Raw genomic sequence first — 12939 nt, 5'->3', positions numbered from 1 at the left:
GCCGATAACGCTCATCTGCATGACAAATATATATTCGGTACTCTTCTGTCCTTTTGCCTGAGATTGTGAACCCTTCGGCGCCGCGGTCAATCCGCGATCTCTCCAGAAGCTGCTCCTGCTATAGTGTGATCCATAGCAATCATAGCCCTTGAATGTATGAAGTTAATAAAACGGTATTGCTATGCTACCATATTACCAGCCATGGAAGCAATCCATCCGTGAAAAAAGTTACACATGCCCTATATTAGGTATGGGGGCTTATAGCGCACTTATACTGCATTTATACCCTACTTATTCCAGCACCTGATTTTCTTCACCCCGCTGAGGTTCACGGTAAAACCGGATAAACATGACGCCCCCGACGACTGCCACAATAATACCCGACCAGAAAAACCAGGTCTGCACTCCAAACCGCTCCACAACCGGTCCCGCCAGCGCCATTCCGATCGGTGAGCATAGCAGAGCGATACTCGTAATGAGCGAGAGCACCCGTCCCAGCGTCTCGGGTTCGTACGCTTTCTGGATCATCGCCATATACGGTCCATTGAATAACGGAGCTGCCGCCCCCATCAAAAAGGACAGCACCGCAAATCCCCAGAATGCACTGCTCCCGATCATACCGCTCAGCATACAGGTAATGCCGATAATACCCAGACTGAGGCTGATATACGTGGAGTCTTTCCATTTGGAAGAGAGTATCGACAGCATCATACTGCCCAGAATCATGCCGACGCCAAATACCGCCTCAATCAGACTGGCACTGTATCCTCCGCGGCCAAAATGCGCAAGCGTCATCAGCGGAAACAGCATCGCCAGCGGCATGAAGACCACACTGAACACCGCCATGGCAATCGTGATCGTGACAATCGCTTTATTCGAGATCAATGTCCGCCAGCCCAGCACGAACTCCTGCCGGAAAGAAGGTGTCGTCTCCCGGATCTCCAGCCTGGGCTGATCAATACGAACCATCAGCAGCAGCACATTGGCGATCAGCGCCCCAACCACATCAAGCAATAGCAGCGTTCCGAGCGAAGATGCCGAGTATACCGCAATGCCCAGCGCCGGACCGAGCACACTGGAAGCGGAGAAGACCAGCTGATGCCAACCTGCCACCCGGGTCAGCTGGTCTTCCGGTGCGATCAGCGGAATAGCCGCCTGAAAGGAAGGCCCATGAAAAGAAGACGCTGCCGAGCGGATGAACAAAACGACATACACGACCCACAGGCTCGGTTCCCCCCATATATAATAGAGACCCAGCACCAGACTGGAGACCGCGATCATGCTGTCTGACACAATTATGGTCAGCTTGCGGTTCCACCGGTCCAGCCAGACCCCGATGAACGGACCGAGCAGCGCCTGCGGCATAAATCCGACCAGTCCCGCTATCATCAGCACGGTAGCCGATCCCGTCTTTTCTGTCAGATGCCAGATAATAGCGAATTGAACCATGGACGAAGTCAGAATCGAGAAAATCTGTCCGCTAAAGATCAGTGCAAATTTCCTTTGCCAGTTGTCATACTTCAATGATACCCTCTCCTTTTCTGTACATTCCAAACAACAAAAAGCAGATCAAAGCCTACCAAGGGCCAGGATCTGCTCATATGACGTACAGGAACACAACAGGACAACACAGGGTACAGCCGTCCGGATTGCGAGCAATCTCCATATACGTAAACATAAGCATCTCAAAAAAGCCCGCCTGAACAGGGAATTCTTTTTTTCGGGTGCTTATTGTAAACGCATGGAATGAGTCATTGATCGCATCCTCCCTTCAATCAGATGGCTTCATACTAACATTAAAGTAATTATATGTAAATCGCTTGAATACGCCGCTAATCGGCCTTGGCTGCCCATAAAAAAAGGACGGGAGGAGATGGATTCTCTCTTCCCGTCCTGCCTATAATCCCAGGTTAACGATTATCTATTTATTGGACTATGGTCCAGTTTATCTTGTCGCATACGTTTCCTTGATCGTAGCTACTGTAAATGCCCCGATCACCAGCAAAATACCCGAAATCAGAATCATCACCGGCATCGAGGAACCGAGCAGCGGGAACAGCGCAAAGCTCAGACAGGAAGCGATAATCTGCGGCAGACAGATACTGCCGTTGAACAGACCGAGATACGTACCCATATTTTCACCGGACAGTGCATTCGTCAGCATGGTGAATGGGAAGGTCATCATCGCCGCCCAGGCAATACCGATCAGCAGGAACGACACAATCAGCGCCCCCTGGTGATGAATGAAGAACACCGAGGCAAAGCCTGCGCCGCCCAGGATCAGGCTGAGTGCATACCAGCTTTTGCGCTTGTTGTTGGACATATTCGCGAGTACGAGTGACCAGAGTACCGCTGCGACAGATTGAACAGCCGACAGAATACCAAACCAGTTACCCGCTTCCTGATACGCCGCACTGGAAGGATCGGCTGTATTCCATACGTTGGCAGCGACAGCTCCCGTACCGTATGTCCACAGATACTGGAATCCCATCCAGCAGAACAGCTGCACCAGGGATACCGTCCAGAATACTCTTGGCGCGCTGCGCAGCAGACTCATCATGCCTGCTTTGTTTTTGCCGTTTTCCTCCGTGATGCCGTGGTAGGCGGCATACTCGGCAGGTGTATATTCTCTTACTTTGAATACTGTGAACAGACTGCACACAATCAGAACAATCGCTCCGACATAGAAGGAGATAACAACAGACTGCGGAACGACGCCCGGAGGCGCACTATTGGAGACGCCCAGCATCGTCAGCAGGAATGGGAAGATACAGGCGATTACCGCACCGCTGTTGGACAGAAAGCTCTGGATCGAATAAGCAAACCCTTTTTGCTCTTCATTGACCATGTCGCCGACCATCATCTTGAACGGCTGCATCGCTACATTGGACGATACATCCATAAACAAAATCGTGATCGCGCCAAATGTCAGTGCCGCCATCGGACCAAATCCGAAGCTGCCCGAGTTCGGCAGCAGACACATCACGATAACCGCCACAATGGCGCCCATCAGCAGATAAGGTATACGCCGTCCCAGTCTCGGCATCCAGGTCCGGTCCGAGAAGTACCCGACCAGCGGCTGTACAATCAACCCTGCCAGCGGCGGCAGGATAAAGAAGAACCCAAGACTATGCGGATCGGCACCAATTGTCTGAAAAATACGGCCCATATTGGAACTTTGCAAAGAGAACGCCATCTGTACACCCAAAAATCCAAAGCTGATCATCCAGATCATATGAAGGGGCAGCTTGGGCAGGTGCTGTCGAACACCATTGTTGTTACTTTTATTCATCTTTTCTGCTAACATAATATCCTCCTAATCCGATTCAATAGATTGTTGCTGTTCTTCATCGGTGATGGCCAAGACGCTGTTTTTTGCGCAATCGTTTGCTCAAAAGCCGAAGTAAGGGTTTTCAGTAAACTATGTAAGCTAAAGTGTAACTAATTGCGTTCTTCCAGGCTTCCTGGGATAACAGTGTAGAAACAGGCAATGGAAAACATGAAGCATTTGTTATGAAATTATAAGTTATTATAGTATTATCTTGTGATTTATGCAACCGTTTGCATTGATAGTTGAACAACTTTTTTACCCTTTTTGTGAATATTGTTTAACATATCCGATAAATAAGCGTTAATTCGCTGTAGAATTAAAGCCTTCTTCCTTCTTTTTATGTACAAGCACCGAAGAACCCATGTGTTTGCTTCTGCCGCTTTTTATTTTAAGTTCCTTTTATTCGATTATGTGCAGGTGTACTTTAATACAGGAAGCGCCACAAATAAAACGTCGCATATGACTCCCACAGCGACCAGCCGGCGGACAATTCCAGAATATGCGCTTTGGTCGGTTTGGCTTCCAGTCCGAGCACATGCTTGATCGAATTATGCAGTCCCACATCATCGATCGGAAAAGCCGACGGCATCCGCAGACAGCGCATCAGCACATAATGGGCTGTCCATGGCCCGATGCCGCGGATCTGCACCAGCATTTTCTCCGCCTGCTTCACATCGCCCGCCTGGAGCAGCTGCTCCTTGGACAACGTGCCTTCAACAATCCGTCTGGCGGTGTCGATCAGGTACTCGCACTTTTTGACTGTCGTTATGCCTGCAGCCGACAGCTGTTCCGTAGTCAGACCGGCGATCCGCTCGGCTGTCGGGAACAGCCAGTAGGTCTGTCCTTGCCGCACCAGTGCCTGGCCGAAATGCTCCACCAGTCTTCTTTTGAGCGTGTAGGCAAATCCCAGATTGATCTGCTGTCCCAGAATCCCCCAGCAAACAGCTTCATACAGATCCGGAATCCCCATATTGCGCAGCCCGTAAAAGGATACGACCGCTTCCCGCAGCAGCGGATCACTTTGGGCCATTTCATAAAAGGGAGCCAGATCCGTACCGAGATCGAACCAGTCGTACACATACTGCGCCACTCCAGCGCGCAGAGCCGGCGAGTCCACGTCAGGCTCGTCAATGAATCGTACATGCAGATGGGTATCGCCATATGCGCTGATCTCCACCACTGTCGCCATCTGGTTGACCGCGATGGCTTTGTAGATACGGCCGTCCTGCAGGGTGTACAGAGACTCATTGGTAGCCGTCGCCAGATGGTTGTAATTTTCGCTAAAGCTGAATTCGCGGGGAACCGGGATCAGCAGATGTGGACCATCATCCTGCCACAATACAGGCGCAGCGGATCGGCTATCGTCAAGCCGGGAATGCTGTTGTAATGGTAAAGATTGCTGCTGTGAGGACAGGGAGTGCTTCGGATGAGAGTTGGACATGGGATGTTGGCGCCTCCGTTCGTATTCTCCGTAGGGAGATGAGTTATTCACCTATTAACCGTCTGTCACAATGGACTAACCATGGGGGAAGCTTCTGTCTGCATAACTATAGGTATCCTGTACAAAAAGCTGCCACCGGATCATGCTGGTAAACAGGCATCGCTTACCCACAAATAACCTGCCCTTATAACGCAATCCTTGCTATACTGGGTTCAAATGGAAATCAAATCTACTCGAAAGGATGTGTCATTTCATTTCACACAAAAAAGTCACCTGGCTGGAGCTGTTCTACGATCTGGTCTATGTCGCAGCCGTCTCGATCACCGCGCATGTGCTGGCTCACTCGCATCACGGTACGATCCCGCTGGATGTCATTTGGAAATACATACTGATTTTCGTTCCACTGTGGTGGGCCTGGACAGGCTTCACCGTATACGTCAACCGCTTTGGACAGGACGATAGCGTCCAGCGGATCGCTTACTTTGTGCAGATGGTATTCGTCATTATGATGGCGGCGAGTATTAATCTGGATTTTGGAGCATATTATCTGTTCTTTATGCTCGGTTATGTGGGGATTCGGCTGTCCACCGTGTTCATGTACATACGAGGCTGGATGCAGCGTGACGGCGAACCGCGTCGGATCTCCCGCTATCTGGCAATCAGCTTTCTGATCGGGGCGCTGATCAGCTTTGCCTCGGTGCTGGTGCCGGGTGATGGCAAGTTTATCGTGCTGTATACCGGTATTTTCGTAGATATCCTGCTGCCGCTGCTGGGCCGCCGCCGGGTGCTGAGCAAGCTGCCTGTGCATCATCCGCATCTGCTCGAAAGATATGGGCTGGCGACGATCATCCTGCTCGGTGAGCTGATTCTGGTCATTGTAAATGGCCTCCGTGAGGAACATATGACCGGAGCAACCGTGCTGTCCGCTGTGCTGGGATTTGTGATCGCGGTGTCGGTCTGGTGGCATTACTTTGAATCATCCGAGCATATCGCCGGAGAAGACCGCAAAAGCTCCGGTCAGTCTGTCATTTACGGACATCTGCTGACATTCATGTCACTGGGGATTGTTGCCAATGTGGTGCATTACGGATTCCATCATGAACTGACCGCGCGCAGCTTTGCCTGGCTGTCGGTAGCCGGGTTTGTGTTGTACGCGGTATCGGCAGCGATTATTTTCCTGCCGGGCAAGCATCGAGCGCAGATCGTCCGTAGTCTGATACGTACGGCTGTGTTTGTGGTGGTGGCAGTGGTGGTTTTACCTTTGCTGCCTTCGGTGGAGATAATTTATGCGGCACTGGCGGTTTGTTTTGCCGGGTATGCGCTGGCGGAAGGATTTGTGCGTAAGCGCAGCAAGCAGTCTGGTAGCTGACAGTTAATAATGACTACTTGTACTGTAAAAGCAGGCTAATCCGTAACTTTTATATAGTATACTGAGCTTCTCCTTTGGAAGAAGCTCAGTATACTATAGGCAATACAGATAGGTTTTCTATTTCTCCAACTAGTTAAATGGAGCAATACCAAATTCAAATTAGATTTACTTACAAATATCCGACGTGAAATATCAAATAACTATCGCGGTTGTAAAACAGTAACTTGTTTTATAATCGCGATATTTTTGAGGAGTGTCAGTTTAATGTCTTCTTTTATATCAAAATCCAATATACATACAGAACGTATAACAGCTCTTGACCAGCTTAGAGGCTTTGCCTTACTGACTATTTTTCTGGTTAATCTCAATAAACTCGGCGGTTTAAATTTGGATCATATGTTCTGGACTTATTCTTCGTTTTCTTTATCAGATCGATTGCACGAAATTATTTATATCTTTTTTGGTAATAGTTCACGCCCTCTGTTTGCCTTTATGTTTGGAATTACCATGGTCATTATGTATGATCATGCCATTCAGCGACAACTTAATCCTTATTTCCTCTTATTCAGAAGAATGTTCATTTTACTTTTAATCGGCACTGCTCATTACTTATGGATTTGGGATGGCGATATTTTATTCATGTATGCCCTGGATGGTTTTTTGCTGTTACTCTTTGTATCTATGCCGGCTTGGCCACTTTTTATGTTTGGACTATTGGCAATGTTTTTATACCAGCCTGCACTTATACCTATCTCATTATTCATCAATGGAAAGAATATGGACATTTCAGATTATTTTTTACTTTTACCTTCCAACAACTATTGGTTCTTTCGACCACTAATATGGTTGCACCCTAATTTTTCTGATGAATTCAGTGACGCTATGCAACATCTAAGTTTTTTCCTGTTTGGTATGTCAGCATATCGTGCAGGATTATTTCACCTTAAGCAGAACGCTCTTAAAGGAATAATTGGCTTCATATTCTTGGCAATTGGCTTATGGGGAAAATATCAAATTTACACCTCAAACGATTTCCAATGGTTAAATCTGACGATTATTTGGGATTTTTCTGTTTCCTTTGGATTTGCTTTAGTATTTTTATTTATTTCTTCATCCCAGCTTTCTTGGCTGATTAATCCTTTTGCCTGGATTGGTCGCATGAGCTTAACAAATTATTTGCTGCAATCATTAGTATTTTCTTCTATCTTTATAGGAGGCAGCATGGCCTTTTTAGGTAAAATTGCTTTCATTCCTCCGATTCCGTATGCAGTGTTGCTTCCGATCGGAATCGTATTCTTTATACTTCAGATCTGGGTTAGCAAGTTATGGCTCCAGCATTTTATATATGGTCCTGTCGAATGGTTATGGCGCACTGGAACGTACTGGAGTATCTCCCCCATGCGACGACAAAAAAGAACGATAGATACATAGTAGATACTATTTATTTAATCATCCTCTCATTGTTTACATGAAAAAGTCACTCCTTCATCTGGAGTGACTTTTTCAATACATATTTATTTTATCCATCTAACGTATTAGCTATTTTCCATAGCTGAATTGATGGTATTCATAATCTTCGTATAATTCGTAGTAAAAAGTATGTAGTTATTCGTCTTGGTCTGGATGGCTACTCGATCGGTCGTACCATATGGAGCACCAATGCGTATAGCATCTGCCTCTTTGCCACCATACGTATCATCCAGAGAAACACTGATAATATCAGCAACAGGGATAACCAGCTTTGTAAACTGATACTTGATCACGATATCGTTATCCTCTTTTTTAACATCGATTCCCAGCATTGTTCTTTTCCTCCTTTAAATCAATTCGCCACTACCTTATGATACCATATTTAGTATTATCCATTTGTTATCGCCTCCATACAAGCTTATCACCATAACTAAACAACCTATGTATATCTTTTCCTGCCCCATACGCTATTAATCAGTCTTGCATTTCCTGCCCAGTATACAAGAAAGCAGCCCTTTCCACTACGAGCTGCCGGTTATGTGTTATGCCACAAATATGAACATCCTATCTACAGTTACTTGGTTGCTGCTTTGACAGGGGTGGGGAAATAGTTCATTTGCACCGATGAGACGAATTTTTCCGATGATTCTGCTGCTTCACGATCTGCGCATTCTTTCCGCTGCTCCGGTGTGAAGCTCTTTAGATATTTGCCTTCTGCTAGCTTCTGGTCTACAAAATCGGCAACTTTTTGCAACGAAGCAATCTGCTCCCGAATATGATCCCGATGATTTCTCAAGCGCTCTACCAGCTCCGGGTATTCGGCAGGGTCCCTATTGGCAGAGACGTGCAGAAAAGGACGCATTTCCTCCAGCGACATTCCTGTTCTTTTCAGACAGGAGATGAACTGGATCGTCTGTACATCTTGTTCCCGGTAAATACGGTGTCCGTTCTCCTTGCGCTCTGCACGGGGCAGCAGCGAGATTTTTTCGTAATAACGAATATTGTCCTCGCTAATGCCTGTCTGCTGTGCTGCCTGCCTGATCGTAAATGTAGTCTCGGTCTTCATGGTATTCCCCTCCCGTATACTCTTTTACTGTGGATTATATATCTTGGAGTCAACTCCAAGTCAAGCAAGCTGATCCAAGATCATTCGGATAATTTCAACCCTTGACCTGGAGTCGACTCCAACTTTTACAATAGGCGCAATCAGAAAACTATCCTATCGCCTAAAGGAGAACAATATCATGCCTATACCTTCATACACTGCACTGGTCACCGGTGCCAATTCCGGAATCGGACTGGAGCTTACCCGCAAATTGCTTGCAGAGGGCTGGCAGGTCATCGCTGTGCATCGATCCGGATTCTCCGAAGATGATCTGACGATCCACCAAGCGATCCAGAGCAGACAGCTGCGCACCTATACGGTCAGCAATCTGGCGGATTACGATCAATTGAGACAGGTACTGCAGATGATCAAGCATCACGAACAACAGATCGATGTGCTGTTCAACAATGCTGGTGGAACCTTTGCAGAACTGGATTATTCCAAACAGGGTCGTGAAATGCATTATGAGCTCATGACCGTAGTTCCGTATATTATACTGATGGAATTAAAAGATCTGCTGCATAACGGCCATCTCCATACTGTTATCAATACTTCATCGGCGGCTGTGAAGTACACCAAAGCCATAAATAACGAGATTCTGGAGCGTCCCACGATCTTCCGCAAACTGGTCGGCCCTTATGCCACATCCAAGCTGGCCCTATCGCTATGGACTCAGGCAGCCGCACCCCGGCTAGCCAAGGAAGGCATTATGATACGCAGCGTTGATCCCGGCAGCAACAATACATTGCGCAAAGGAAAAAAGTCGGGCCTTCCATGGCTGGTCAGACCATTGATGAAGTTCTTTTTTGCTCCTCCTACTCATGGTGCAGATCAGTTATACCAGGGGGCTGTAGGAGAACATAGCGGAAAATCGGGGATATTCGTATCCAAAGGACAGATTATGGAAATGAAATTTCAGGAGCAGGCACCGGAGATTCTGGAGCGGATCAACCAGATTTACGAACAGGAATTTCTGCAATAACAGCAGTGACACAGAAACCATATATACTCCTACGGATAAGCGCAAATCTCCGGGCACCCTTGGACCGCTGCCTATATTGCATCAGTGCCACTAGTTGCTTATCCGTACCTGCACGTGGATCAGATTAGCGACTCTGCGCACCCCATTCGCACAGCTGCTCCATCACAGGCAGCAGCGTCTGTCCTTTGGGGGTGAGCGAGTATTCCACCTTGGGCGGGATCTGCGGGTATTCTTTGCGTTCGACCAGTCCGTCGACTTCCAGTTCTTTGAGCTGGGCGCTCAGAATTTTGTAGGTGATCGCTCCGATCTGCCTTTGTATCTCGTTAAAACGAACCGGCTGCTTGGCTGCCAGCAGGTACAGGATTACCATCTTCCACTTGCCGCCGATGACGGACATGGTGTAGCCAAATGGCGTGTCTTGGATGACCGTCTCTTTGCCTTTCAAGTCGGATATGCTCATATTTACACTATCCTTTCAGATAGTACCTATCCTATTTGTGCGTACTATCGCTTTCATTTTGCCCAGTTTATACTAGCCTTAATTCAAAGTAAAGGGGCTAACACAATGACTACTATTCAGACGTACAACCACACTCTCTGGGACCATGGGATCTCCCAGGGCTACCGCGTCGACAATACCATTCATATCTCCGGCCAGTTCTCCCACAATGCTCAGGGCGAGTTCGTCGGAGCAGGCGATATCCGGGCGCAGATGCTGCAGACGCTGGCGAATCTGGATGCCGTACTCGCCGAATTCGGCGCTGTCCGATCGAATCTGGCGTATGTCGAGCTCTACTTAACCAATGCCCAGGAGCATGGAGAGATTGCAATTGAGCTGTTCAAAGAATACATCGGAGAGCACCGGCCTGCAGGCAGCATGATCGGAGTGACTTATCTGGCACTGCCGGAGCAGTGGGTAGAGGCTCGGGCGGTTGCGCATATTGATTAATTGAAAAAAGGGAGGGACTTCGCTTTTATCGAAGTCCCTCCCTTTTTGAGATATGATATTAAAGAAATCTTTTTATAGCAGCTTGATCAGCTCTTCCAGCTCTTCCACTAGCACTTTGGCAAGCTCAAAGTTTGTATCCTTCAAAGCCAATTCGATTTTCATTTCAACCGCTTTTTTGTTTTGTTCCTTTTCCAGATAATCTTTGTCAAAATGATGCTTATAAATCATCTGTCTGAATTTGCGCATACTCATTTTGCGGATCGTCTTGTTGTCGATGATCAGCACATAATCCATACCGTTGACGACGGAATAGAAATCATGGGAAATCATGAGGATGGCGCCTTTATACTCCTTGATCGCTTTCTCCAGGGCAATCTGTGTATAGATATCCAGATGGCTCGTCGGTTCATCGAGCAGCAGCAGATTGGCATTGCTGGAAGCAATCTTCGCCAACTGCAGCATATTCTTCTCGCCGCCGGACAGGGATTGGATCTTCTGATTCAAGATTTCCCCTTCAAATCCATAGCTGGACAGATACGCTCTGATATCATCATACGTACTGAATCCGGCTTCGATGAACTCATCCAGAATGCTGTTGGAATCGGTCAACGTCTCGCCTTGAAGCTGGGATAGATAACCGATCTTCACGTCGTCATGGATCGTAATCGACTCCTGTTGGTTTCGGAAAATGTCTCGTAGTAACGTTGTTTTCCCCGTTCCATTGGCGCCGATAATCGCCACTTTATCTGTCGATTTCATTTCAAAATCCACATGCTCCAGCAGCAGTTCGTCAAACGAAACACCGTAATCATTCACCTGCACGATAACGGTATCTTCCAGTTCATGATCCAGACCAAAATCCATACGCGGCTGCTTGATATCCACGAATGGTGCCTTGATCCGGCTCGCTTCAAATCGTTCCTGTACCTTCATTCGTGCTTTCAGCGCTCTGCCTCTGGATTCGTCGGAATTGTACGTTGCGATGGTACGCAGATTATCGATAAGGGCCTCATTGCGCGCCACTTCTTCCGCTTCGGCAACGGCAATCTCCTGCATCTCGATCTTCATTTGCAGCAAGGAGAAGTTGTAATCGATATAGCGTCCATCAAACTCCTGAATCTCGGCATTTTCGAGGTGAATGATTTTATTAAAACAATGATTCAGCAGATACCGGTTATGCGTAACGACCAGCAGCATGCCTTTGTGGGAATTGATCAGCTTCTTCAGTGCATTGAGGTTCTCAAAGTCCAGAAATACATCCGGTTCGTCCATAATCATCAGATCCGGGCGATTCAGCATTTCTTTCATGACCTGAATGAGTTTGAATTCGCCGCCGCTCAGGGAGGTGACGTTCACATCCTTGAGCTTCATGAGGTTGGCCAGATTCAGCTGCTTGTTGATGGTGTTTTCGAAGTTATCGCCATCCATGGCTTCGAAGGCGTCCAGCGCCAATTGATACTTTTCCATCAGTGCATCCATATCTGTTGTGGTCGCCATCTCCGCATAGATCGCGTTGATTTCATTCTGTATCTTGATAAAGGGTTCTCCGATATATTCAAAAACGGTGATTTCTTTTGTAGTGTCGACTTGGGAGAACTGGCTGACATACCCGATTGTGCAGTCCGGATCGATCTCCAGCTTGCCATCGAACAAATGTCGCGACGGGTCCATCAGGATATCGATCAGCGTACTTTTCCCGCTGCCGCTCGTTCCGATAAACGCGCAGTGTTGGCCTTCTTCAAGCGTAAAGGAGATGTTGTTATACAGTTCTTTCTGGGGAAACGAGAAGGACAGGTTTTCAACTTTGATCATAGTGTTACCTTTCTTTATAGCTAAAATGGTGATTATTTTTAGTAGGGGTGGTGCAGCACGTGGAATTTGAGTTTACCACTCCTCAGAGTAACACTGTTTGGGGGGAAGTACAATTAATTTGTGTATTTGGTGGTTGCTTTAAAGTTTTAATATTTTTGGTATACCGCCCCAGCAGCAAGGGTTTTAAATGTGGATCAACTACCATTAAGCGAACAATTAAAACTGACTTCTTCATGGGAAGTGTTATATGACCGAGCTATCAGCCTCATCGTGATTTACAATGACGCAAGAATTGAGGTTCAGGATATACATCAAGAAATAAAAGGAACATTTTCAATAGGCGTTTCTGGATTTTATTTTTTCATGGTCACAACAAAGATTATAGAATTCTACAATTTGTATCCAAATATCACTTTTCATGTTATTACCGGAGATGCTAATCGCTGTAGCCTGTGTGTCCCTACAGGTCTCATTAGTAAC

At 47.1% G+C, this 12939-nt stretch carries 11 protein-coding genes and 1 riboswitch; of the genes, 4 read left to right on the top strand and 7 right to left on the bottom strand.

The genetic code is table 11. The features are described 5' to 3' along the window. Positions 1 to 35: 35 nt before the first annotated feature. Positions 36 to 116: riboswitch (glycine riboswitch) on the bottom strand. 175 nt (positions 117 to 291) lie between these two features. The 3 genes from M1D61_RS00385 to M1D61_RS00375 form a co-directional block, all read right to left on the bottom strand. Then, entirely contained in the window at positions 292 to 1524 is a 1233-nt protein-coding gene (locus M1D61_RS00385; protein ID WP_458120664.1) for an MFS transporter, read from the bottom strand. Between the two features lie 421 nt (positions 1525 to 1945). Beyond that, the gene (locus M1D61_RS00380; protein WP_458120663.1) at positions 1946 to 3307 is read right to left on the bottom strand and encodes an SLC45 family MFS transporter; all 1362 of its coding nucleotides are present in this window, start codon (positions 3305 to 3307) and stop codon (positions 1946 to 1948) included. Between the two features lie 448 nt (positions 3308 to 3755). Next, on the bottom strand, positions 3756 to 4772 hold the full coding sequence (locus M1D61_RS00375; RefSeq protein ID WP_458120662.1) for a DNA-3-methyladenine glycosylase family protein: 1017 nt from the start codon (positions 4770 to 4772) through the stop codon (positions 3756 to 3758). Between the two features lie 241 nt (positions 4773 to 5013). Here M1D61_RS00375 and M1D61_RS00370 point away from each other — a divergent pair, with 241 nt between their 5' ends. Then, positions 5014 to 6141: a low temperature requirement protein A gene (locus tag M1D61_RS00370; protein WP_458120661.1), complete on the top strand. Its 1128-nt coding sequence runs from the start codon at positions 5014 to 5016 to the stop codon at positions 6139 to 6141. 264 nt (positions 6142 to 6405) lie between these two features. Next, positions 6406 to 7572, top strand: coding sequence for a DUF418 domain-containing protein (locus M1D61_RS00365; protein ID WP_458120660.1), 1167 nt, complete (start codon positions 6406 to 6408; stop codon positions 7570 to 7572). A gap of 104 nt (positions 7573 to 7676) precedes the next feature. On the opposite strand, the gene M1D61_RS00360 is transcribed toward M1D61_RS00365, so the two are convergent. Then, the gene (locus tag M1D61_RS00360; RefSeq protein WP_458120659.1) at positions 7677 to 7943 is read right to left on the bottom strand and encodes a SunI/YnzG family protein; all 267 of its coding nucleotides are present in this window, start codon (positions 7941 to 7943) and stop codon (positions 7677 to 7679) included. A gap of 242 nt (positions 7944 to 8185) precedes the next feature. Then, positions 8186 to 8677 carry a MerR family transcriptional regulator gene (locus M1D61_RS00355; RefSeq protein ID WP_458120658.1) on the bottom strand — a complete coding sequence of 164 codons (492 nt, stop codon included), beginning with the start codon at positions 8675 to 8677 and terminating at the stop codon, positions 8186 to 8188. Positions 8678 to 8855: 178 nt separating this feature from the next. Here M1D61_RS00355 and M1D61_RS00350 point away from each other — a divergent pair, with 178 nt between their 5' ends. Further along, positions 8856 to 9698, top strand: coding sequence for an SDR family NAD(P)-dependent oxidoreductase (locus M1D61_RS00350; protein WP_458120657.1), 843 nt, complete (start codon positions 8856 to 8858; stop codon positions 9696 to 9698). 124 nt (positions 9699 to 9822) lie between these two features. Here the strand turns inward: M1D61_RS00350 and M1D61_RS00345 are convergent, their stop codons facing one another. Continuing rightward, positions 9823 to 10158: a winged helix-turn-helix transcriptional regulator gene (locus M1D61_RS00345; RefSeq protein ID WP_458120656.1), complete on the bottom strand. Its 336-nt coding sequence runs from the start codon at positions 10156 to 10158 to the stop codon at positions 9823 to 9825. 105 nt (positions 10159 to 10263) lie between these two features. Between M1D61_RS00345 and M1D61_RS00340 the strand changes: the two genes are divergently transcribed. After that, positions 10264 to 10647, top strand: coding sequence for a RidA family protein (locus M1D61_RS00340; protein ID WP_458120655.1), 384 nt, complete (start codon positions 10264 to 10266; stop codon positions 10645 to 10647). 72 nt (positions 10648 to 10719) lie between these two features. On the opposite strand, the gene M1D61_RS00335 is transcribed toward M1D61_RS00340, so the two are convergent. Next, positions 10720 to 12459: an ABC-F family ATP-binding cassette domain-containing protein gene (locus tag M1D61_RS00335; protein ID WP_458120654.1), complete on the bottom strand. Its 1740-nt coding sequence runs from the start codon at positions 12457 to 12459 to the stop codon at positions 10720 to 10722. Positions 12460 to 12939: the final 480 nt, after the last annotated feature.

The organism is Paenibacillus sp. Z6-24 (assembly GCF_054161335.1).
The sequence above is the reverse complement of the archived record's forward strand: the minus strand, read 5'-3'. Positions and strand labels throughout refer to the sequence as shown.

Coding starts and splice junctions, on each gene's coding strand:
- M1D61_RS00380 (WP_458120663.1), bottom strand. CDS start 3,307: ATGTTAGCAGAAAAGATGAATAAAAGTAACAACAATGGTGTTCGACAG.
- M1D61_RS00375 (WP_458120662.1), bottom strand. CDS start 4,772: ATGTCCAACTCTCATCCGAAGCACTCCCTGTCCTCACAGCAGCAATCT.
- M1D61_RS00370 (WP_458120661.1), top strand. CDS start 5,014: ATGTGTCATTTCATTTCACACAAAAAAGTCACCTGGCTGGAGCTGTTC.
- M1D61_RS00365 (WP_458120660.1), top strand. CDS start 6,406: ATGTCTTCTTTTATATCAAAATCCAATATACATACAGAACGTATAACA.
- M1D61_RS00360 (WP_458120659.1), bottom strand. CDS start 7,943: ATGCTGGGAATCGATGTTAAAAAAGAGGATAACGATATCGTGATCAAG.
- M1D61_RS00355 (WP_458120658.1), bottom strand. CDS start 8,677: ATGAAGACCGAGACTACATTTACGATCAGGCAGGCAGCACAGCAGACA.
- M1D61_RS00350 (WP_458120657.1), top strand. CDS start 8,856: ATGCCTATACCTTCATACACTGCACTGGTCACCGGTGCCAATTCCGGA.
- M1D61_RS00345 (WP_458120656.1), bottom strand. CDS start 10,158: ATGAGCATATCCGACTTGAAAGGCAAAGAGACGGTCATCCAAGACACG.
- M1D61_RS00340 (WP_458120655.1), top strand. CDS start 10,264: ATGACTACTATTCAGACGTACAACCACACTCTCTGGGACCATGGGATC.
- M1D61_RS00335 (WP_458120654.1), bottom strand. CDS start 12,459: ATGATCAAAGTTGAAAACCTGTCCTTCTCGTTTCCCCAGAAAGAACTG.